The following is a 20,570-nucleotide window of genomic DNA, read 5'->3' on the forward strand; positions in this document are numbered from 1 at the left end:
ATATTCCAGGCTATGTATTCTATCCTGCCCGAGCGGCGTTACGCGCACGCATGTGTTCGAGGATGTGCCGGCCGGAGCCCTCGACATGGCGTGCAATGAGTTCGGCTGCCTCGTTCGCATTTCCCGCTTTTACATGCGCGATGAGCTCACGGTGCTCGCTAAGGATCGCGGCACGCCGGGCGAGCGTGAAGTTGAAACGCCGGCTCACGGCTCGAAGCACTTCGCGATGCTTCCACCAAAGCTCGGCGGCATGGCGGTTGTAGTGCTTTTGGTACATTACGGTGTGAAAGGCGGTGTCCAGCTCGCTGTGCCTCAACGTGTCGGCGAAGTCGTTTTCTTCAATCAGGCCTTGGATGCGTTCGAGTTCAGCAATGTCCTCGACGGTGGCCATATTCACGAACCATCGCGTCAGTGCCGGCTCGATCAAGACTCCGATCTCGTAGATGTCCCGAACAAAATCCTGATCTATGGGCCGCACGCGCGCTCCGCGGTTGGGAACGAGGGTGACAAAGCCTTCGCCCCGCAACAGTTGCAGAGCCTCGCGCACCGGGTTGGTTGAGGTGCCGTGGCGCCGAGCGAGATCGGTGACCACGAGCCGCTCGTTGGCCGCGAGCCGCCCTTCGATGATGTCTTCCCTGATCAGTTGATAAAGCGAGGCGCCCTCGCTGGAGGCCCCGATAGCGTCAATCCCTTCGGGTGGCTTTGCTTTAAAATCGCTTGCTTCGGCCAAGGCTGTCCCCAATCAATACACACATTGATCTCGTTATCACGCAAGATTGCCATAAACAATGTACGATTTATCTAGTTGACAGGCAATTCGTGATCTGAAAACGTATAAAAACCCCAAAGGGATACATTGGCTGAAAGCGTCCCGCGGCCGATGAACAAAGACCGCTCGCCTCGATGCAGAGCGGCATGGGAGAGAACCTGGAGGATACCCTATGACGAGCATTTCACTCGGCGGTGCCATCCTACGCGGCACTGTCTCCACTGCTTTGATAGTGTCGCTGATGTCCGCGTCGGCGCTGAGTGCGCCGGTCGACTTGAGCAAGTGGTCGCCGGAATATGTGCGCTCCATTGCCGGCACGCAGGATTTTGACACGGCGGGCGATTGCGGCAAGGTCACCCCGCTCGACTACAAGGGGCGACTGACTTTCTGGTATCAGGGCGTGTTCGAGGGCGACCCCGACCTCCTGCGCCAGTATTACAAGGAGTTCTTCGAGACCTTCCGCAAAACCTATCCAAACATCCAGCTTGAGGAACAAGCCCTCACCTATAACGACCTTCTGGACAAGTTCAGGACCGCGCTCTTGGGCAATGCAGCGCCCATGGCGGTCCGCCTGCAAATCCTGGGTGGAACCGAATTCGCCTCAAAGGGCTATCTGCAGCCGCTCAAACCCGAGGATGTAGGGTATTCGACCGAGGACTTCTGGCCCGGCGCAATGAAGGCCGTGACCTGGGAGGACGTGACCTACGGCATTCCAACCAACAACGAGACGATGGCGTTCATCTGGAACGCCGACATCTTCAAGCGTGCAGGCCTCGATCCGGACAAGGCTCCGGCAACCTGGGACGACGTCGTCAAGTATTCCAAGCAGATCCACGACAAGCTCGGCATCGCCGGTTACGGCCTCGTGGCTCGCAAGAATGCCGGCAATACGCCGTATCGCTTCATGCCGCAGCTGTGGGCCTATGGCGGAGGCGTCTTCGACGAAGCCACCGCGAGCCCGACCTATAAGCAGGTCGAGCTCAATAGCCCGCAGAGCAAGGCGGCGCTGCAAGCCTCGTACGATATGTATGTTCGCGACAAGTCGGTTCCGGTTTCGGCACTCACCAACCAGCAGGCAGATAACCAGCCCCTCTTCCTCGCTGGCCAGCTCGGCATGATGGTCTCGCACCCGTCCGACTACAACGTCATGCTCGACCTGCAGAAGAAGGCGACGGGCACCGACAAGGACAAGGCGCAGACCGTCATCGACAACATGCGCTACGGTCTGATTCCGACTGGCCCCGATGGCAAGCGTGCCGTCGTGTTCGGCGGCTCGAACATTCACATCCTGAAGCCCGAGTATGTCGAGGGCGGCAAGGTAGACGAGCCGGCTGCAAAGGCTATCATCTGCATGTGGTCTAGCCCCGAATGGTCGCTGAAGATGGCCTACGCCGGCTCGAACCCGGGAAACCTTAACGGCTTCAAGACCAAATGGATGAAGGAGCGTCTGGACAACATCAAGTTCCTTGATGTCACGACCTCGATGCTGCCATACGGCATCCCGTTCCCGGCGCTGCCGCAGTCCCCCGAGATCATGAATATCATCGTCCCGGACATGCTGCAGAATGCCCTGACCGGAGCCATGACCGTCGACCAAGCAGCGGACGACGCGGCCAAGAAGGTAAAAGACCTGATGGACGGCGGACTCTAGTCCAAGCCTGACCACGATCTGACCGGCTGCGCCGAGAGTGCGGCCGGTTGTTCCGAAGAATAAGGGCACGCCACGGTGACGATCTTGATCGGCAAGGCAGAGACTCGCCGGAGACTGCAATCCGATAGGTCCGGCGTGCTGCGAAAGATTTGGCAGCATCGCGCTGACTACGCGTACGTGCTCCCTGCGATCGCCGTGATGCTCATCGTCATAGCCTATCCGATTTACTACACGATCGAGCTGTCGTTCTTTAATACGCCGCCTGGCCTGCAGCTCCGGGACAAGATTTTCATCGGCCTCGGCAACTACACCGCCATCCTCACAAGTCCGGTGTTCTGGAAGGTCACCTCGAACACTCTTATCTGGACACTGGGATCCACTATCATCTCATTTGTCCTGGGGTTTGCCACCGCGCTGGCGCTTCATCGTGACTTTTTCGGCCGCGGCATCCTGCGCGCCATCCTGATCATTCCTTGGGTCATCAGCGCGGTCGCCGCGTCCTATATCTGGAAGTGGATCTACCATTCGGACTTTGGGATCATCGGCGCGGTGCTGGTCGGCCTCGGATTGGCCGACCGGCCGCCGAATTTCATCGACAGCGTCAGCACAGTGCTGCCGTCCCTGATCGTCGTCAATATCTGGCGGGAGTTTCCGTTTGCCATGATCATGATGATGGCTGGCCTACAGACAGTCCCCGACCAGTTGCTGCGCGCCGCAAGAGTCGACGGAGCCAATGCATGGCAGCGGTTCTGGCACGTCACCTTCCCGCACTTGAGAAACGTCTCGACGGTGACGATCCTTCTGCTGGCAGTGGCCAACTTCAATTCTTTCATCATCCCATGGATCATGACCGGCGGCGGGCCGTCGAACGCATCGCATATCTGGATCACCCACATTTATGAGCTCGCCTTCGGCCGCCAGCGCTGGGGTGTGGCATCGGCCTATTCGGTGCTGCTGTTCCTGTTCCTGATGTTGCTCGGCTACTTCTACGTTCGTGCGCTAAGCGGCAACCAGCGGAAGGATGGGACCGCATGAGCACGATTGCCGAGACTGCTCCTCGAGGCCAGGCCCGTCGCCGTATGCGCATCGACGGATGGCGGTGGGGCGGACGCATCTTCCTCGCGTTCATGCTGCTTTACACCGCCTTGCCGATGATCTGGATGCTGATCACCTCGATCAAGTCCGGCTTCGCGGCCATGCAATTCCCGCCGCAATGGTGGCCTGACCAACCCACCCTTGACAGCTACCAGAAGCTGCTTGATCCGCAAAACAGCGTCGGCCAGGATTTCCTTCGTTTCTTCTGGAACAGCCTTTTCGTCTCCACTGCCACGACCATCCTTTCGGTGATCGTAGCGGTTCCTGCGGCCTACGCGTTTTCGCGCTTCACCTTCCCGGGCCGGAACTTTCTGTTCTTCGCCGTCTTGCTTCGCAATATGTTCCCGGCGGTGATCTTTCTCGTGCCGCTCTTCATCCTGATGCGCGCGATCGGGCTGGTGAACACGCATGGGTCGCTCATCCTCACCTACCTCACATTCGGCCTGCCGCTGGCAATCTGGCTCCTCAAGGGCTTCTACGACAACATCCCGGTGCAGCTCGAGCAAGCGGCGCGCATTGACGGAGCGACGCGGTTCCAGGCCTTTGTCCTGATCGTGATGCCGCTCTCGGCGCCGGGAATCATCGCCACGGCGATCTATTCCTTCATCGGCGCGTGGAACGAGTACATCTACGCCTACACGTTCCTCTCCAAGAACGACCAGTTGACACTGCCGGTCGGCATCCAGCGCTTCTTCTCGGAAAATACGACGGACTTTCCGGGCCTGATGGCGGCCAGCTTTATGATGAGCGTGCCCGTCGTGGTCCTGTTCCTCGTCCTGCAACGATACTTCGTACGCGCCCTGACAGAAGGCGCAGTCAAGCACTAGGGAGTTGCCGGTGGCCCACGTGGTCCTCAAAGATCTTGTCAAGACCTATGGCAGCTTCAAAGCTGTCAACGATGTTTCGCTGACGGTCAATGACGGCGAATTCGTTGCGCTCGTCGGCCCTTCAGGCTGCGGCAAAACAACCACGCTCAATCTTGTAGCGGGGCTGATCCCTATCACATCGGGCGACATCGTCATCGGGGACCGGGTGGTCAACGACCTCGACCCCAAGGACCGGGACATCGCAATGGTGTTCCAGAACTACGCGCTCTATCCGCAAAAATCGGTCTATAAAAATCTGGCGTTCCCGCTGCAGATGCGCAAACTGCCAAGGGACGAGATCGACAGGAAGGTCAAGGAAGCAGCGCGAGTGCTCGACATGACGCAGCTGCTCGAGCGCAAGCCGCGCGAACTTTCGGGCGGGCAACAGCAGCGCGTGGCGCTCGGCCGTGCCCTCGTTCGCGATCCGGCGGTATTCCTGATGGATGAACCACTCTCCAACCTCGACGCAAAGCTGCGCGTGCAGATGCGCTCGGAGATCAAGCGCTTCCACCAGGACCTCAAGGCAACGATCATCTATGTGACGCACGACCAACTCGAAGCCGTGACCATGGCCGACAGGATGGCGGTGATGAACGGCGGCTACCTGCAGCAATACGATTCACCGGCGCAGGTCTTTGCCCATCCGGTGAACATGTTCGTCGCCAGCTTCGTCGGCAGCCCGGCGATGAGCCTTGTTCCGCTGGAGGCATCAACGGCAAGCGGCAATACAGTGTTGACCAGCGCGGAGGGCTGGCGCCTCGAGCTCTCGCCGGAAAACGCCCAGAAGGTCGCGAGGGCAACAACCAAGAAAGTCGTGCTCGGCGCACGTCACTCGACGATCAAGCTGCACAAGAGTGCGGTGCCAGGAAGCATTCCTGCCAAGGCCTATACGGTGGAGCCGACCGGAGACGTCACCTTCGTACAGGCGTTCCTGTCTGGCGCCATCGTCAACGTCAGCGTGCCGCCGACCATTGCCGTTGCGCCCGACGAGCAGATTTGGCTCGAGTTTGACCAGGAGCGGATGCATCTGTTCGACGGCGAAACAGAAATGGCCCTCAAGGCCAACTGAGACCAGGTGGATGCGTGTGAAACGAGGGCGTGGATGAGTACGAAGCTTAAAATCACGGCGATCAAGCCCTATCCGGTATGGGTAGGAACGCGCAACCAGATGCTGGTCAAGGTCGAGACTGACAACGGCATCTTCGGCTGGGGTGAGAGCGGTTTGAGCGGTCGCGAGAAGGCAGTGGCCGGCGCGATCGAGCACTATCGCGAGTTTCTCATCGGACGCGACGCGATGCAGATTGGTCGGATCTGGCAAGAAGTTTATCGCAGCCAATACTTCGAAGGCGGGCGCGTTCTGCAGGCGGCGATTTCCGCCATCGACATTGCCCTTCATGACATCAAGGGCAAGGCACTGGGGGTGCCGGCCTACGATCTGCTGGGCGGCAAGCAGCGCGACCGCATTCCTACCTTCGCCTCGACCGGTGACGAGGCCGAGGGCGACGTTGCCATCGAACGGGCCCGCGAACTACGCGCACAGGGGTGGCAGACGATCCGCTTCTTTCCTATCGGGCAAAACAGCAAGGACATCTTCGAGCCGCGCGAATCGATCGGCGCTACAGCAAGCATGCTGAACAAGGCGCGCGAGGAGCTGGGCGACGACGTCGTCCTCGGCATCGACTATCATCATCGGTTGTCGGTGGCAGAGGCGGCGAGCTTCTGTAACAAGCTCGGCCGCGGCGTGCTTGATTTCCTCGAGGAGCCGATACGAGACGAGACACCGGAGGCCTACGAATCCCTGCGCACGATGACCGACATTCCGTTCGCCATCGGCGAGGAATTTGCCAGCAAGTGGCAGTTCCTGCCCTATATCGAGCGCGGCATCCATCAGTTCAACCGGCTCGATGTGTGCAATGTTGGCGGGCTCACCGAAGCGATGAAGGTCGCTGGCTGGAGCGAAGCGCACTATGTGGACCTGATGCCGCACAATCCCCTTGGCCCAGTCTGCACGGCCGCAACCATCCATCTCGCTGCCGCGGTGCCGAATTTCGCTTGGCTCGAGACCAGGGCGCCCGAAGCAAAGCTGGGCTTCGACAATTCCGACTTCTTCCCCGTGCAGCCACGGCTCGACGGCCCCGACTATCCGGTCAGCGATCTGCCGGGGCTCGGCGTCGAGGTCAATGAAGAGGCGGTCAAGGCGGAGAGCTTTCGTTTCTGGGAAGCGCCTCACCTGAAGCGCCGCGACGGTTCTGTTACGAACTGGTAGTTTCATCCACCGGAGTCTAAAATGACCCATACTCCCGACATTACGCGACCTCCCAAAGAGCTGATCGACGCACTGAAGGAAATCGGCGCCGCGACGGTTGCCGGCACGCTTGGCCACATGGGCTTCCGCAATCCGCACATGGTCGGTCCCGTGCCGCAGAACCGCGGGAAGTCGATTGTCGGGCCGGCGCTGACGCTCCAGTTCATGCCGCAGCGGCCGGACCTCTTCACCGAGGGAGAATATGCCGATCCGGAGACGCAGTTGCACCGGCACGTGCTCTATCACGCGCAGGAGGGCGATGTGGTCGTGGTCGACGCGCGCGGCGACATGAGCTCGGGCGTCTTTGGCGATATGATGTCGACGTATTTCAAAGGCAGAGGCGGCGCTGGCATCGTAATCGACGGGTGCATGCGCGATCGGCCCAATGTCGAGAAGCTAGATCTCCCCCTATGGCTGCGTGGCTGGACTCCCAACTACCATGTGCAGACCAGCATCTATCCCAATGCCGTCAACGTTCCGATTGCCTGCGGCGGTGTCACGGTAATCCCCGGCGACATCATCGTCGCCGACGACGACGGGGTGGTGGTGCTTCCAGTCGCAATGGCCTCGAAGGTAATCGAAGAGTCGCAAAAGCATCACGATTGGGAGGAGTTCTCGCGAGTGAAGCTTATGGAGGGCGGGTCGTTGCAGCGCTATTATCCGCTGCATGACGATGCCCGCGGAGAGTACGAAGAGTGGCGCAAAACAAACCGCGTGGAGAACCGAAGTTAGCCTAACCTCTTCGAGGGTGGCGTCAGCGACGGCGGCTTCCGTATCGAAGGCCGTGTTTCCCTGCCGCTTCCGCCGCAATTGAGCCAAAGCGCGGCGCGCACCTACGGCATCCGCCGAAGCCTATTGCCTGAATTGGCTGCTGGAGGAGGTGTTGACGTCGATCAACACCGCGGCTGCCGGCGGCAATGCAAGCCTCATGGCCATCGGCTGAGTAACAAGACGAGGGCGCAGAAAATGTGGTCTCGCGAGGTGCTCATTGGACGATCCTAGGGACGCTTCATGCTGATGACCTCGGCACAAGCCGCCCCTGCATGACAACCATTTCGGCATCGCGCTTGCCCGTGATCATTGCGACCGTGGCGTTGATCATCTCGTCAGTGGGCTGTTCGTAGCTGGTCAGTTCGTAGGCCGGAGCACCGCCGAGTTCAATATTGTCGAAACCGACGACTGCCAAGTCTTGCGGAATCCCAAGACCGAATTCGCTCCGGGCGACATCCATTGCTCCCAGCGCCAAAATGTCATTTTCACACATCAATACATCGATGCGCGACGCGGGCGAAGTTGCACTCAAATAAGTACGCGCCGCTTCGGCGCCGGCCTGGGCGCTGTATCTTTCCGCGGCCAATTCTGTGACGCCTTCGACACCTTTCCGTCGCCAGAAATTTGCATAATGATGGCGCCTGCGCAGCGCCGTCGACAGGGTTCTCGCCCCCGTCATAAAGCCGGGACGGCGATAGCCCTTGTCGAAGAGGTAATCGACGATCTCGCTGAGAGCGAGTTCCGCATCGCAGGCAATCGCGGGAACGCCCGGGATTTGGCTGTCTCTCGCAAGAACGAACATCGGCGGGAAACCTGGACCGAGCCGTCGATCGCCCAGTGTTTCCTCGCGAAAGGCGGTACCGAACAGGATAACGGCGTCGAATTGTCGTTGGCCGGCGTTGATCAACGCGTGAACGTGATCGAAATGGCGGTTGATGTTGATTAATACGGTCAACAGACCCTCCGCCTGCAGGCGCTCGGTCAACATCTCCAGAACCGGAAGCTTGTGCGGATTGGCGAAGTCGTCGACGAAGACGGCCACCTGATGGGTGGTGTTCGTCGCAAGACTGCGGGCAAGCAGGTTAGGCGAATAGTTCAGAACCTCGGCGGCCTGAAGCACTTTTTGTCTGCTTGCGTCCGTAATCGACGCACCGGGCGTGAACGCACGAATGACGGTCCATTTCGACACGCCGGCGGCTTCCGCCACCTCTTTCGCCGTCGCCCGTTTGCGCATCGCCGTCTCCTCCTGATTGGAATGAATATTCCACAAAAAAATAAAAATGGAATGGATGCTTGATTTTTGTCGACAATAAAGTAGCTTTATCGAGTTTGCTACCGGGTGCAAATGGAGTTGCAACCGGTAGCATTGGGAGGTTCGCGTAGTGCGGACTGTTTTTGGGAGGGTAAAATGAAATTCGGTTTGAAATCGCTTCTCGCGGGCGCGGCCGTTGCTGCTGCGCTCATGTGCTCTTCGGCAATCGCCAATGCCGCTGACATTCGCATCGTCGCCGTCACCCACGGCCAGGCCAATGATCCTTTCTGGTCCGTCGTTAAGAACGGCGTCAACGCAGCGGCGAAGGACATGGGTATTAGCGTCGATTATCGCGCTCCGGAAACTTTCGACATGGTGTCGATGGGGCAGCTCATCGATGCTGCCGTCAATCAGAAGCCCGATGGACTCATCGTCTCCATTCCAGACGCCTCAGCACTCGGTCCATCCATCAAGAAGGCTGTCGCCGCCGGTATCCCGGTTATCTCAATCAATTCCGGTTCCGACGTTTCAAAGGAACTGGGAGCGCTGCTGCATGTCGGCCAGGACGAATATACCGCCGGCAAAGCCGCCGGTGGGAAACTGCATGAGCTGGGCGGCAAGGAAGGCCTGTGCGTGAACCAGGAGGTCGGCAATGTTTCGCTCGATCTGCGCTGCAAGGGCTTTGCCGACGGTTTCGGCGGCAAGGTCACGGTTCTACCCGTCAGCAACGATCCGGCTGATGTCCGCGCGAAGGTCAAGGCAGCGCTGAGTTCCAATACTGCCGTCGATACTGTCATGGCGCTTGGTGCCGGTACGGCCGGCGAGCCTTCGCTCGCGGCCGTCGAGGATGTCGGAATGACCGGCAAGATCAAGGTGGCGACATTCGACCTTTCAGCTGATTTCCTGAAGGCCGTGGCCGACGGTAAGGCTGCCTTCGCGATCGATCAGCAGCAGTTCCTGCAGGGCTATCTGCCGGTCGTATTCTTGGCCAACTATGCCAAATACGGGCTTATCCCGGGGGGTAATGTTCCATCCGGCCCGAACCTTATCACCAAGGAAAAGGCCGCCCAAGTCGTGGATCTTTCCGCCAAGGGCATTCGCTAACCGGAATTGCCGAAAGGCATTCTCCCAGAATCTCCTCCCCCTTGATGGGGAGGGGGTTTGGCTGACTGACCGCGCTGCCGAGCAGCGCCAACGCTACCCTAAATTATGATCCGTGGGAGGAGTTATGGCTTCGCTTGAGCAGAGAACGGCGGCTGCGCCGAAGGCCGATGAGCGCGTCAAACAAGTAAGTTTTCTGACGCATATGATGCGGCGGCCTGAGCTTGGTGCCGTGGCTGGCCTTGTTCTCGTCATCGTCTTTTTCTTTCTCACCGCCGACCGTACCATGTTCTCGCTTTCCGGCCTGATGACCATCATGGCGCCGGCGTCGCAATTGGGGATTCTGGCCATTGCGGCGGCCCTTCTGATGATCGGCGGCGAGTTTGATCTTTCGATCGGCTCGATGGTGGCCTTTGCGGGACTGATTTTCGGCGTCATCCTGACGAATTTCGGCCAGCCGCTTTCGGTTGCCATCGTCATGACGATGCTTTTTGCCGCGTTCATGGGGGCGATCAATGGGCAGATCGTCATTCACACGCGCCTTCCGTCCTTCATCGTGACCCTGGCATTCCTCTTCATTTTGCGTGGCCTGACGCTCGTCGGCCTGAAGTGGGCGACAGGCGGCTCAACGCAGCTTCGCGGCATCGGCGACCGTGTCAAGGACAGTCCGCTGCTTGGCTTTTTTTCCGGCGATGCGCTGAAGGGCGCATTTGTCTGGCTCGCTGATTACGATCTGATCGACAAGTTCCCCAACGGCATGCCGAAGGTCACGGGCGTCCCGGTCTCCGTATTGTGGTTTGTCGCGCTTGCGCTGGCTGCGACCTGGGTCCTCCTGCGCACCCGCATGGGCAACTGGATCTTTGCCGCCGGTGGCGATCCCAATGCGGCGAGAAACTCCGGCGTGCCCGTTCACAGAGTTAAGACCGGCCTGTTTGCGCTGACGGCATGCGCGGCGGCTCTGGTCGCGATCATCACCGTGCTCGATGCTGGCTCGACTGACGCCAGACGCGGCTTTCAGAAAGAGTTCGAGGCGATCATTGCCGCCGTCATTGGTGGGTGCTTGCTGACAGGCGGCTATGGTTCGGCGATTGGCGCCTTCTTCGGCGCGATCATCTTCGGCTCGGTCTCGATCGGCCTGACCTACACCAAATTCGATTCCGACGGGTTTCAGGTCTTCCTGGGCTCGATGCTGCTGCTGGCCGTTCTTTTCAACAATTTCATCCGCCGCAAGGTTACCGGGGAGCGCTGATCATGGCTGATGCCAATATTCGAATGCCGATCATTGAAGTGACTGACATTGTCAAGCACTACGGCTCCGTGATTGCTCTCAACGGCGTATCGATGCATGTGTCGGCCGGAGAGGTGCTTTGTCTCCTCGGAGACAATGGCGCGGGCAAATCCACTTTGATCAAGACGCTCTCCGGCGTTGTCCGTCCAAGCGGCGGCGCGTTCCTGGTCGAAGGCAAGCCGGTCAATTTCAGCAGCCCGCGCGATGCGCTCGATGCTGGGATCGCGACCGTCTATCAGGATCTCGCCATGATCCCGCTGATGTCGATCACCCGCAATTTCTTCATGGGACGAGAGCCCCGCAAGGGCTTCTTCCCCTTCCGTCACATCGACCTTACACACTGCAACAATGTCACGCGTGAGGAGATGCACAAGATCGGCATCGATATCCGCGATCCCAATCAGGCGGTAGGCACTTTGTCCGGGGGCGAACGCCAGTGCGTTGCCATTGCCCGCGCCGTCTACTTCGGCGCCAAGATCCTCATTCTCGATGAGCCGACCTCGGCGCTCGGCGTGGCGCAAACCTCGATGGTGCTGAAATACATCCACCAGGTTCGACAGAAAGGATTGGGCGTCATTTTCATCACCCATAATGTCCGCCATGCCTATGCGGTAGCGGACCGCTTCACCATCCTCAATCGGGGCCAGACGCTTGGCACCTATGCCAAGGCGGACATTGCGATGGATGAGCTGCAGAACCTCATGGCTGGCGGCAAGGAGCTGCAGCAAGTGTCCGAAGAACTCGGCGGCACGATCTAGTCGGCTTGCTTCCGAGGCGGCGTTCGATTGGTTTTCACGGGCCGTCGCCGCCTTTCACTCAATCATCAATCATGGAATACGGTCATGAACGACGGCTCGTCGAATGCCTCATCCCCCTTCACGCTCGCGGTCTGCGCTGAGATGGTCTTCAAGTCGCTTCCTGTCCTCGACAGGCTCAAGCGCATCACCGAACTTGGCTTTCACGCCGAGATCTGGGACTGGACGAAACATGACATCGCCGCCCTGGCGAAATCTGGAGCAGTCTTCTCGTCGATGACGGGCTATGTGGCCGGCACACTTGCCGATGACGCGGGCGCAGACGAATTGCTGCGAACTGCGAAGCAATCGATCCCGGTCGCCAGGGAGCTCAATTGCCCGCGTCTTAACCTGCACGGGACCGGTCTTGACGACCGGGGTTTGCCGGTGGTCAAGGCCGACAAAGTGACAGGCGCCATGTGGCTCAAGGCGCGTGAGACGCTTAACCGCATCGCCGACCTCGGTGAACAAGAAGGCGTCACCTTCGTGCTCGAAAACCTCAATGAAGCAGTCGATCACCCCAAGACACCGTTTGCCAGGGCCGAAGATACGCTTGCGCTCGTCTCGTTCGTGAACCGACCGTCGTTGAAGCTCAATCTCGACCTCTATCACGCCCAGATCGGCGAAGGAAACCTGATCGAGCTGTGCCGGCGCGCTCTGCCCTATATCGGCGAAATTCAGGTGGCGGATGTTCCCGGCCGCATGGAGCCGGGCACCGGAGAGATCAACTACAAGGCAATTGCTCGTGCGCTCAAGGATATGGGTTATCGCGGCACGATCGGCATGGAGGCCTGGGCCTCCGGCGATGATGAGACGGCGCTTGCCCGTTTCCGCGACGCCTTCACGGTTTGAAGATTTCGATAGTCAACACTTACATATCACGGAGAAATATCAATGATCAGATTTGGAGTGATTGGTGCTGGCCGAATAGGCAAGGTGCACGCCGCGACCATTGCGGCGAACCCCAAGGCCAAGCTCGTCTATGTGGCCGATGCCTTCAGAGCATCGGCTGAGGCGCTGGCCGCGCAGACGGGCGCCGAGGTTGCCGATGCGGAAGATGTCATCAAGTCCTCAAGTGTCGATGCGATCCTGATCGCGACGCCGACACCCAGCCACGCCGATCTCATCGAGGCGGCCGCAAAGGCCGGCAAGGCCATCCTCTGCGAGAAGCCGGTGTCCCTGTCGGTCGAGCGCATCAATGCCTGCCTCGACGTCGTCGAGAAGAACAAGTCGACCTTGATGATCGGCTTCAATCGCCGGTTTGACCCGAATTTCGCCAGTGTGGAAGCGCGCCTGCGCAGGGGCGATGTCGGCGAAATCGAGATCGTGACGATCACCAGCCGAGATCCCGCGCCGCCGCCGGCCGATTACGTCAAATCCTCAGGCGGGCTGTTCCGGGACATGATGATTCATGACTTCGACATGGCCCGCTTCCTCATGGGGGAAGAATTCGTCGTCGTGAATGCACTTGGATCTTCGCTCGTCGACAAGGCGATCGGGGCCGAGGGCGATGTGGATACTGCAGCCGTCCAGATGCAGACGGCTTCCGGGCGCATTGCCGTTATCACCAATTCGCGCCGGGCGACTTATGGCTACGACCAGCGCATCGAAGTCCACGGAGCTGCCGGCATGCTTGCGGCGAGGAATATCCATGCAACCAGCGTCGAGCTTTCCAATGCGAATGGTGTTAGCGGCGATCCCGTCCAATATTTCTTCCTCGAACGCTACGCGCAGGCCTACGCCAACGAGATCAATGCCTTCATCGATGCGATCGACAGCGGCAACCGTTCGCCGAAGCCCGGCGGAGTTGATGGCCTCGAGGCTCAGAAACTGGCGGAGGCCGCCACCGTAAGCTGGCAGACAGGCAGGCCGGTGCAGGTCGATTAGCAAGCTTCGACGCGATGCGGCCATGTCCTCACACCGTCGCATCGCCACCGGGGATAACGCGCCGCCTTCCAATATGCATCCGGGTCGCACCGAGATTGCCGGAAGACGGATCTTTGGAAGGTGAAGCACAATGCTACAGGATAGAGACCATCGTCCTCCCGCGACACTGCAGGAACTGAAGTACCTGATCGCCAAACGGCAGATCGTCTTTCCAAACAGTCTCGAACAGGTCGCGAGGCAGATTATAGAACGGCCGGAAATGATTGTATTCGAAAGTGCCGCTGTGATAGCGCGCAATTGCAAGGTTTCTCAAACGACGGTTCACCGACTTGCGCAGCACATCGGGTTTCGAACATTGCGCGAGTTTCGTGCGATGATAAGAGATCATCTTCGCAAGACTTCCGCCAATCATCGCTAGGGGGCTGTCTGCTGGCTATCCCTGTTCGACGAATCGCCGTTCCGCGTACTGAAAAATCAGCGCTCGCGTTTAGGTGGCACTTTGACATCTTCCCGCGCCTGATCGGGATTCTGTTCTTGGAACCGTAGAATTCGGTTCGCGTTTCCCAAGCTTTCAGAATGGCCGATGTGGATCCCTCGATCTGTAATGAACGCACTGCCCTCTCGTCGATTGAAGAAGGCTGGCAGCGTCGCCTTGCGGCCGAATACAGCTCGGAGCGCTCGAAGCGCGAAAAGCAGGACGTGGTCGAGGTTCTGGGGCTGAGCCGCCAGAGTGAGGCGCTGCTGTGCCAGCTCGATGATCTTCCTTACACGGGCTTGGAGGAAGCGCTCGGTGGCTGGTTCAAGCCAACACGAGATGGCAGATCTATGGTGCGGATCCGGACAGTGATCATTTCTGCCGCAATTCGAGGTTCGAGTGGGGCTGGGCGAGCCTCACTTTAAAAGTCGGCCACTTTGCCCCAGGCGGATCCTCCGAAGCGGTCGGGATGGTAAGGCATGGGATCAACGATCGGCTCATCGCCCGTGACGATATCGGCGATCAGATGACCGGCGCCCGGCCCGATGCCAAAGCCATGGCCGCTGAAGCCTGCAGCGAGGATGAAACCGGGCAAGGTGGCGATCTCGCCGATCCCCGGCACGCCGTCGGGCGTGCTGTCGATATAGCCCGCCCAGGTCGCGCTGATGGCGGTTTTCTTCAAGGCGGGCAGAAGCTCGAGCGCCCGCGCATGGGTGAGGGCAATGGTGGCCTCATCGACCGTCGGGTCGAGGATGCGCATGCGCTCCATCGGCGTCGGCTTGTCGAGCCGCCAGCGGGCGAGAGATTCGTGACCCGAGCGAAAGCCCTCCAATCCGCCGGGTGCGAGACTGCGCCAGCGCCGGGCAAACATCGGCAGGAACTGCCGCGCGAAGCGAAACTGCTGTGGCGTGGGATCGACGCGGGCGCGGCCGCTGATCGCCAGCGTGTGGCCGCCATCGCGGCGTCGCGTCACCGAAACGGCTGATGTATGCAACGCATCCGGCAGGCTGCTTGCGCCTGGCGATACGGAGAGGATCGAGGAGCGTATCGAGGCTTGCGGAAATCGAATGCCGAGCTGGCGGCAGAAGGAGGAGGCCCAGGCACCGCCGGCCAAGATTGCGATCTTTGTCCGGATGGTGCCATGCTCCGTGACAACGCCCGAGAGCCTGCCGCCTTCGATCTCGATGCCGCGGGCAGCACAGGACTGATGCACCGTGCCCCCGAGTTTAAGGATCGCACGTGCAACGGCCGGCGCAGCGCTCGCCGGATCGGCGGTGCCGTCGGTCGGCGAAAACACCCCGCCTTTCCATGAAGCGCCGGTGGCGCGCCCGCGTTCGGTCGCCTCGGCGCTGCTCAACATATGTGTCGTGACGCCGACCGAGCGGGCGAAATCGCGCCAGCGTGCCCAGCCGGACAGTTCCTCGTCGCTATTGCTGAGATAGAAGAGGCCGCAACGACGAAAGCCCGTATCCTCCCCGGTCTCAGTGGCGAAGCGCTCCCACAGCTCGAGGCTCTTCGTCGACATCGGCAGTTCACGGGCGTCGCGGTTCTGCTGGCGGCACCAGCCCCAGTTGCGGCTCGATTGCTCGGCGCCGATAAGGCCCTTCTCGACCAGGGCGACCTTCAATCCGCGCCGGGTGAGATAATAGGCCGCGAAAACGCCGACGATGCCGCCGCCGATGACCACGACATCAGCAGTGGAAGGCAGTTCCGGCGTGGTGTCGACGCGATTGAGCGGTGCGGGCATGGGAGAATCTCCGTTTTAACCGTAGTGTAGCGGATCCGACGCCACGGCTTTGCCGGAGATCGGTTGGTGGCAGCAGAAGATTCCGTGTTGGGAGGACGCCAGCAGCCGTTTGTGCTTCGGCCTGTCTCGCAACGCGATCGACAGGCCAACGTCATGTGTTAAGGTTGGTGCCGGGAAACAAGCAGCATAATCTGCTGCGTCATTGAGGGCGTGTGCGATGAAACTCGACCGGATCGACGTAAAAATTCTCTATGAACTGCAAAAGAATGGCCGCGTCACCAATGTGGAACTCGCCGAACTGGTCAATCTGTCGCCGAGCCCCTGCCTGATGCGGGTGAAGAAGCTGCAGTCGGAGGGCTACATCGAAGGCTATTCGGCTCAGATCAACGTCAGCAAACTCGGGCAGACGCTGACCGTGTTCACCGAGATCACCCTGAAGAACCATCGGCAGATCGATTTCGCCCGCTTCCTGGCGGCGATCGAGAAGGTCGACCAGGTGATCGAATGCCATCTGGTTTCGGGCGGCTACGATTATCTGCTGAAATTCGTCACCGCCGGGATCGACGAATACCAGACGATCATGGAGCGGCTGACCGACCTGGACGTCGGCATCGACAAGTATTTCAGCTTCGTCGTCCTGAAATCACCGATCGTCAAAGCCCACATGCCGCTGACCACCTTGTTTCCGCACTAGCCGGCGAGAGGACCGCAGCCGGAGCCCCCGCTCAAACCCAAGATTTCGGGGTTTCAGGCTGACCGCACCCAACTGCATCTCCCCGATCCAATCTGTCCTAAGCAGATGCCGATTCTCCCTGTCGCAGGTTGTTCCCCCTATAATTATAAGCTTCATACTGGTTGGAAGGACTTACGACAGAATTTCGGGCTTTCTTTCCGAAGCGATGTTCGCTGCCACTTGCAGATCTCTTGCCGTGGAACCCAGGCTTTTCAACGTGACCTGCCCGGGTGCACGCCGGGTCTGGCAAGCGCCTTGCTTTTGGTTTCCAGGAGGGCAGCGCGATAACACCTTGAATCGGCGCTCAGTGCCGGCAATAGGCCCGCACCAACTCCGGATCCTGCTGGAGCCCGTCGAGCCAGGCCGGATCGAGCGTCGGCACCGATGAGAAGAGCAGTTGCGAATAGGGGTGTTGCGGCGCCTTCACTGTCGAGGACGTGATTTCCTCGACCTTCCGGCCTCCATACATCACGACGATCTCGTCGCAGATCGCCTCAACCACCGAGAGGTCGTGGCTGATAAAGATGTAGGAGAGGCCGAGTTCGCGCTGCAATTCCTTGAGCAGGTCGATGACAGCGGCGGCGACCACCGTGTCGAGTGCCGAGGTAATCTCGTCGCAGAGGATCAGCTTCGGATCGGCGGCGAGCGCCCGGGCGAAGTTGACGCGCTGCTTCTGCCCACCCGAGAGTTCGCCCGGCCGGCGATGGCGCAGGTTGCGGGGCAGGCGCACCATGTCGAGCAGTTGATCGATCCGGGCGTTTCGCGCCTTTCGATCCATGGCGTGGTAAAAGACCAAAGGTCTGTCGAGGATGTCCTCGACCGATTTTGCCGGGTTGAGTGCGGTATCGGCATATTGGAAGACGATCTGCATCTCGCGCAACTCATCGCGCGAACGCTCGCGCGCGTTGCGATGCAGTTCCGTGCCGTCGAAGACGATCTTGCCGACCGCGGCCGGCAGGATGCCGGCGATGGTACGGGCGAGCGTCGACTTGCCGCAACCGGATTCGCCGATAATGCCGAGATTGCGGCCTTTCTCCACCTTCAGGCTCACATGCTCGACCGCGCGAACGAGTGGCAGGCCATCGGCCTGGCGCTGTCCATAGCCCGCGACTAGATCCTCGATGCTCAGCAGGGGAGCTGTCGCGGGTTCGGCGGGGCCAGTTGCGCCACGCGGTTTCGGTTCGAAGGCTGCGAGCAGCTCCCTGGTATAGGGGTGCTTGGCATTGTTGAGGATCTCGTCCGTGATGCCGGTTTCCTGGGTCTCTCCGCCTTTCAACACCACGATGCGGTCGGCGATCTGGGCGACGACGGCAAGGTCGTGCGAAACATAAACGCCAGCGATACCACCCTTCTTCATGACCGACTTGAAAGCCCGCAACACCTCGATCTGGGTTGTGACGTCGAGCGCCGTCGTCGGCTCGTCGAAGATGACGAGGGTCGGGTCGCCGATCAGAGCCATGGCGGCAGCCAGACGCTGTAATTGGCCGCCGGAAACCTGGTGCGGATAACGGCTGCCGATCGTCTCGGGTTCCGGCAGCGACAGCGCCCGGAAGAGTTCGACTGCCCGGGCACGCGCCTCATCCGGCGACATCAGGTGGTGAATACGCGTGACTTCGATCACCTGGTCCATGATCGATGTGGCCGGGTTGAAGGCGGCAGCTGCCGATTGCGGGACATAGGCGACTTCCGTGCCGCGCACCTTGGCGCGCTGCTTCTCGCTGAGCGTGACCATGTCCTTGCCGCCGACCGAAACGCTGCCGCCGGAAATGCGACAGCCCGCACGGGTATAGCCCATCAGGGTCAGGGCGATCGTTGTCTTGCCCGAGCCGCTCTCACCGATCAGCGCGACGATCTCGCCCTCGGCAACATCGAGGCTGACACCCTTGATGATCTCGACGCGGCGGCCTGAATCGGTGGTGGCCTCGACCTTCAGGTCACGGATTTCAATGAAATTGCTCATGAGGTGCTCCGGTCGCGAATTTTCTGCGGCAGGTTGTCGATCAGCAGGTTGACGCTGATCGTCAGGCTGGCGATGGCAAGCGAGGGGAACATCACCGCCGGCGCACCAAACGGCAGGCCGCCGATATTCTCGCGCACCAGCGCACCCCAATCGGCATAGGGCGGCTGGACGCCAAGGCCGAGGAAGGAAAGCCCGGACAGGAGGAGAACGATGAAGACGAAGCGGATGCCGAGATCGGCAAGTACCGGTCCGACGATGTTGGGCAGTATTTCCGAGCGAATGAGATAGAGGGTGCTTTCACCGCGGATGCGCGCGACCGTGATGAAATCCATCGCATTGATGTTGACGGCGAGCGCCCGGGCGAAACGGTAAGCGCCAGGGATGTAGATCACTGACAGCGTCATTATCAGAACCGGGACCGAGGAGCCGACGGCAGCGACGACCACCAGACCGAACAGTTTGCTCGGGATGGAGTTGAGGGCGTCGAGGAAGCGGCTGAGGATGGTGTCCAGCCAGCCGCCGGCGACCGCTGCGATCATGCCGAGCACGACGCCGCTGAAGCATGCGATCGTGACCGCCGCCAGCGAGATACCGACGGTGTAGCGTGCGCCCATCAGAATCCTTGAGAGCATGTCGCGGCCGAGATAATCGGAGCCGAGCCAGAGTTCCCGGCTCATCGGGCCGAAATAGTCGAGATCGATGATCTCGCCGACGGGGTAGGGGATGACCCATGGCGCGAAGATCGCAACGAGCGCCCATGAGAGGATCACAGTGAAGCCGATCGCGCCGACGATGTTGAAGCGATAGCCAAACCGGGTTCCGGACAGCCGGCCGGAGGTGGTTTCGGAACTGGTCATGGTCATCGGAGCCTCGGATTGGAAAGGATGGCGATGATATCGGCGATGGTGATCAGCAGCAGATAGCCCAGGCAGAAAATCATCGCGCAGCTCTGGATCAGCGGCAGGTCGCGGGTGGCGACTGCATCCAGCATCAGCTTGGCGATACCGGGATAGTTGAAAATGGTCTCGACGATGATGACGCCTCCGAGCAGATAGGACAGCGAAAGCGCGACGGCATTGACGATCGGGCCCAGCGCATTGGGCAGGGCATGGCGAAAGACGATGCGCGGCCGGGAGGCGCCCTTGAGCAATGCCATTTCGACATAGGGTGTGTTGAGCGTCTCGATGACAGCCGCGCGCGTCATGCGGATCATCTGGGCAGAGACGACGAAGGTGAGGGTGATCACCGGCATGGCATAGACGCGCAATATGTCGGTCAGACTGTGGACTTCATTGGCGAAAGACAGCGCCGGCAGCCATTTCAGATAGACGGCGAAGACGAGCGCTGCGGAGGTCGCGACCATGAACTCCGGCACGGAGATGACGCCGATGGTGATCACGGTGACGATCCGGTCGTAAAGGGTGCCGCGCAGCATCGCCGCAGTGATCCCGAGCGTCAGCGCGATCGGTACGGAGAAAAGCGCGGTGACGCCTGCAAGTTTCAGCGTGTTGACGAAGCGGCCGGCGATGAGAGCAGCGATCGGCATTTCGTTGGCATAGGACGTGCCGAGGTCGCCTTGCAGCAGCCCGACTAACCAGCGCAGGAAACGAAAGAGCGCCGGTTCGTCGAGATGCATGGCCTTGCGCAGGCCTTCGACGGCTTCTGGCGTGGCGGCTTGGCCGAGCAGGATCGTTGCCGTATCTCCAGGCAACAGCGTTGTCGCGAAGAAGACGGCGAAGGAGACGATCACCAGGGTGATCACGGCGACGAACAATCTGCTCAGTACAAGGGATAAGACCTGGCGGTTCACGGGCGTCTTCCCTTTGCGTTCGAGTTGAGTTCCACCAATGCAGATGGAGGAACTGGGGCGCGGCTG

The 20,570-nt window shown here is 60.0% G+C and carries 20 protein-coding genes and 1 pseudogene; 15 read left to right on the forward strand and 6 right to left on the reverse strand.

Annotation, left to right across the window (positions count from 1 at the left end; genetic code table 11):
* Nucleotides 1–19: 19 nt before the first annotated feature.
* Nucleotides 20–730: a GntR family transcriptional regulator gene (locus tag CUJ84_RS28360; RefSeq protein ID WP_105008950.1), complete on the reverse strand. Its 711-nt coding sequence runs from the start codon at nucleotides 728–730 to the stop codon at nucleotides 20–22.
* A 211-nt stretch (nucleotides 731–941) separates the two neighbouring features.
* On the opposite strand from CUJ84_RS28360, the gene CUJ84_RS28365 reads away from it, so the two are divergent.
* The 7 genes and pseudogenes from CUJ84_RS28365 to CUJ84_RS38910 form a co-directional block, all read left to right on the forward strand.
* The gene (locus CUJ84_RS28365) at nucleotides 942–2,420 is read left to right on the forward strand and encodes an ABC transporter substrate-binding protein (RefSeq protein WP_105008951.1); all 1,479 of its coding nucleotides are present in this window, start codon (nucleotides 942–944) and stop codon (nucleotides 2,418–2,420) included.
* 75 nt (nucleotides 2,421–2,495) lie between these two features.
* Nucleotides 2,496–3,455 (forward strand): carbohydrate ABC transporter permease, encoded by a 960-nt coding sequence (locus tag CUJ84_RS28370; RefSeq protein ID WP_105008952.1) that lies wholly within the window; start codon nucleotides 2,496–2,498, stop codon nucleotides 3,453–3,455.
* Nucleotides 3,452–4,342 carry a carbohydrate ABC transporter permease gene (locus CUJ84_RS28375; protein ID WP_105008953.1) on the forward strand — a complete coding sequence of 297 codons (891 nt, stop codon included), beginning with the start codon at nucleotides 3,452–3,454 and terminating at the stop codon, nucleotides 4,340–4,342. The genes CUJ84_RS28370 and CUJ84_RS28375 overlap by 4 nt, the downstream gene beginning before the upstream one ends.
* Before the next feature lie 10 nt (nucleotides 4,343–4,352).
* Nucleotides 4,353–5,450, forward strand: a complete 1,098-nt coding sequence (locus CUJ84_RS28380) for an ABC transporter ATP-binding protein (protein WP_105008954.1) — start codon at nucleotides 4,353–4,355, stop codon at nucleotides 5,448–5,450.
* A gap of 33 nt (nucleotides 5,451–5,483) precedes the next feature.
* Complete coding sequence (locus CUJ84_RS28385) at nucleotides 5,484–6,647, forward strand: mandelate racemase/muconate lactonizing enzyme family protein (RefSeq protein ID WP_105008955.1); 1,164 nt, start codon at nucleotides 5,484–5,486, stop codon at nucleotides 6,645–6,647.
* 21 nt (nucleotides 6,648–6,668) lie between these two features.
* Entirely contained in the window at nucleotides 6,669–7,418 is a 750-nt protein-coding gene (locus CUJ84_RS28390) for a ribonuclease activity regulator RraA (protein ID WP_105008956.1), read from the forward strand.
* A gap of 3 nt (nucleotides 7,419–7,421) precedes the next feature.
* Nucleotides 7,422–7,532 (forward strand): annotated as a pseudogene (locus CUJ84_RS38910) (sugar ABC transporter ATP-binding protein); the annotation flags it as partial.
* 163 nt (nucleotides 7,533–7,695) lie between these two features.
* Here CUJ84_RS38910 and CUJ84_RS28400 read toward each other — a convergent pair.
* Complete coding sequence (locus CUJ84_RS28400; RefSeq protein ID WP_105008957.1) at nucleotides 7,696–8,691, reverse strand: LacI family DNA-binding transcriptional regulator; 996 nt, start codon at nucleotides 8,689–8,691, stop codon at nucleotides 7,696–7,698.
* A gap of 174 nt (nucleotides 8,692–8,865) precedes the next feature.
* Between CUJ84_RS28400 and CUJ84_RS28405 the strand changes: the two genes are divergently transcribed.
* From CUJ84_RS28405 to CUJ84_RS28435, 7 genes are all read left to right on the forward strand, one after another.
* On the forward strand, nucleotides 8,866–9,813 hold the full coding sequence (locus tag CUJ84_RS28405) for a sugar ABC transporter substrate-binding protein (protein WP_018067898.1): 948 nt from the start codon (nucleotides 8,866–8,868) through the stop codon (nucleotides 9,811–9,813).
* 124 nt (nucleotides 9,814–9,937) lie between these two features.
* Nucleotides 9,938–11,059, forward strand: a complete 1,122-nt coding sequence (locus tag CUJ84_RS28410; RefSeq protein WP_105008958.1) for an ABC transporter permease — start codon at nucleotides 9,938–9,940, stop codon at nucleotides 11,057–11,059.
* A 2-nt stretch (nucleotides 11,060–11,061) separates the two neighbouring features.
* Nucleotides 11,062–11,856, forward strand: coding sequence for an ATP-binding cassette domain-containing protein (locus CUJ84_RS28415; RefSeq protein WP_105008959.1), 795 nt, complete (start codon nucleotides 11,062–11,064; stop codon nucleotides 11,854–11,856).
* Between the two features lie 84 nt (nucleotides 11,857–11,940).
* Nucleotides 11,941–12,744, forward strand: coding sequence for a TIM barrel protein (locus CUJ84_RS28420; protein WP_105008960.1), 804 nt, complete (start codon nucleotides 11,941–11,943; stop codon nucleotides 12,742–12,744).
* Nucleotides 12,745–12,786: 42 nt separating this feature from the next.
* Nucleotides 12,787–13,779 carry an inositol 2-dehydrogenase gene (gene iolG / locus CUJ84_RS28425; RefSeq protein ID WP_105008961.1) on the forward strand — a complete coding sequence of 331 codons (993 nt, stop codon included), beginning with the start codon at nucleotides 12,787–12,789 and terminating at the stop codon, nucleotides 13,777–13,779.
* A 130-nt stretch (nucleotides 13,780–13,909) separates the two neighbouring features.
* Nucleotides 13,910–14,197: a MurR/RpiR family transcriptional regulator gene (locus CUJ84_RS28430; RefSeq protein ID WP_105008962.1), complete on the forward strand. Its 288-nt coding sequence runs from the start codon at nucleotides 13,910–13,912 to the stop codon at nucleotides 14,195–14,197.
* 158 nt (nucleotides 14,198–14,355) lie between these two features.
* Nucleotides 14,356–14,679: a hypothetical protein gene (locus CUJ84_RS28435; RefSeq protein ID WP_105008963.1), complete on the forward strand. Its 324-nt coding sequence runs from the start codon at nucleotides 14,356–14,358 to the stop codon at nucleotides 14,677–14,679.
* On the opposite strand, the gene CUJ84_RS28440 is transcribed toward CUJ84_RS28435, so the two are convergent.
* Nucleotides 14,676–16,001, reverse strand: coding sequence for an NAD(P)/FAD-dependent oxidoreductase (locus tag CUJ84_RS28440; RefSeq protein WP_105008964.1), 1,326 nt, complete (start codon nucleotides 15,999–16,001; stop codon nucleotides 14,676–14,678). The genes CUJ84_RS28435 and CUJ84_RS28440 overlap by 4 nt on opposite strands.
* A gap of 217 nt (nucleotides 16,002–16,218) precedes the next feature.
* Here CUJ84_RS28440 and CUJ84_RS28445 point away from each other — a divergent pair, with 217 nt between their 5' ends.
* Nucleotides 16,219–16,695, forward strand: coding sequence for an Lrp/AsnC family transcriptional regulator (locus CUJ84_RS28445; RefSeq protein ID WP_027686620.1), 477 nt, complete (start codon nucleotides 16,219–16,221; stop codon nucleotides 16,693–16,695).
* Between the two features lie 343 nt (nucleotides 16,696–17,038).
* On the opposite strand, the gene CUJ84_RS28450 is transcribed toward CUJ84_RS28445, so the two are convergent.
* The 3 genes from CUJ84_RS28450 to CUJ84_RS28460 are packed head-to-tail and all read right to left on the reverse strand — an operon-like array spanning nucleotide 17,039 to nucleotide 20,504.
* Nucleotides 17,039–18,694, reverse strand: coding sequence for an ABC transporter ATP-binding protein (locus tag CUJ84_RS28450; protein WP_105008965.1), 1,656 nt, complete (start codon nucleotides 18,692–18,694; stop codon nucleotides 17,039–17,041).
* On the reverse strand, nucleotides 18,691–19,557 hold the full coding sequence (locus tag CUJ84_RS28455; RefSeq protein ID WP_003562928.1) for an ABC transporter permease: 867 nt from the start codon (nucleotides 19,555–19,557) through the stop codon (nucleotides 18,691–18,693). The genes CUJ84_RS28450 and CUJ84_RS28455 overlap by 4 nt, the downstream gene beginning before the upstream one ends.
* A complete protein-coding gene (locus tag CUJ84_RS28460) occupies nucleotides 19,554–20,504 on the reverse strand; it encodes an ABC transporter permease (RefSeq protein ID WP_105008966.1) in 951 nt (316 codons plus the stop codon). The genes CUJ84_RS28455 and CUJ84_RS28460 overlap by 4 nt, the downstream gene beginning before the upstream one ends.
* Between the last annotated feature and the right edge of the window lie 66 nt (nucleotides 20,505–20,570).

Source organism: Rhizobium leguminosarum (assembly GCF_002953715.1).
GTDB classification, from domain to species: domain Bacteria; phylum Pseudomonadota; class Alphaproteobacteria; order Rhizobiales; family Rhizobiaceae; genus Rhizobium; species Rhizobium leguminosarum_V.

Excerpts from the sequence above, each read along its gene's own strand:
- CUJ84_RS28440 (WP_105008964.1), bottom strand. The coding sequence starts at position 16,001 with ATGCCCGCACCGCTCAATCGCGTCGACACCACGCCGGAACTGCCTTCC.
- CUJ84_RS28405 (WP_018067898.1), top strand. The coding sequence starts at position 8,866 with ATGAAATTCGGTTTGAAATCGCTTCTCGCGGGCGCGGCCGTTGCTGCT.
- CUJ84_RS28420 (WP_105008960.1), top strand. The coding sequence starts at position 11,941 with ATGAACGACGGCTCGTCGAATGCCTCATCCCCCTTCACGCTCGCGGTC.
- CUJ84_RS28375 (WP_105008953.1), top strand. The coding sequence starts at position 3,452 with ATGAGCACGATTGCCGAGACTGCTCCTCGAGGCCAGGCCCGTCGCCGT.
- CUJ84_RS28455 (WP_003562928.1), bottom strand. The coding sequence starts at position 19,557 with ATGACCATGACCAGTTCCGAAACCACCTCCGGCCGGCTGTCCGGAACC.
- CUJ84_RS28415 (WP_105008959.1), top strand. The coding sequence starts at position 11,062 with ATGGCTGATGCCAATATTCGAATGCCGATCATTGAAGTGACTGACATT.
- CUJ84_RS28445 (WP_027686620.1), top strand. The coding sequence starts at position 16,219 with ATGAAACTCGACCGGATCGACGTAAAAATTCTCTATGAACTGCAAAAG.
- iolG (WP_105008961.1), top strand. The coding sequence starts at position 12,787 with ATGATCAGATTTGGAGTGATTGGTGCTGGCCGAATAGGCAAGGTGCAC.
- CUJ84_RS28385 (WP_105008955.1), top strand. The coding sequence starts at position 5,484 with ATGAGTACGAAGCTTAAAATCACGGCGATCAAGCCCTATCCGGTATGG.
- CUJ84_RS28390 (WP_105008956.1), top strand. The coding sequence starts at position 6,669 with ATGACCCATACTCCCGACATTACGCGACCTCCCAAAGAGCTGATCGAC.
- CUJ84_RS28435 (WP_105008963.1), top strand. The coding sequence starts at position 14,356 with ATGGCCGATGTGGATCCCTCGATCTGTAATGAACGCACTGCCCTCTCG.
- CUJ84_RS28430 (WP_105008962.1), top strand. The coding sequence starts at position 13,910 with ATGCTACAGGATAGAGACCATCGTCCTCCCGCGACACTGCAGGAACTG.
- CUJ84_RS28365 (WP_105008951.1), top strand. The coding sequence starts at position 942 with ATGACGAGCATTTCACTCGGCGGTGCCATCCTACGCGGCACTGTCTCC.
- CUJ84_RS28400 (WP_105008957.1), bottom strand. The coding sequence starts at position 8,691 with ATGCGCAAACGGGCGACGGCGAAAGAGGTGGCGGAAGCCGCCGGCGTG.
- CUJ84_RS28450 (WP_105008965.1), bottom strand. The coding sequence starts at position 18,694 with ATGAGCAATTTCATTGAAATCCGTGACCTGAAGGTCGAGGCCACCACC.
- CUJ84_RS28410 (WP_105008958.1), top strand. The coding sequence starts at position 9,938 with ATGGCTTCGCTTGAGCAGAGAACGGCGGCTGCGCCGAAGGCCGATGAG.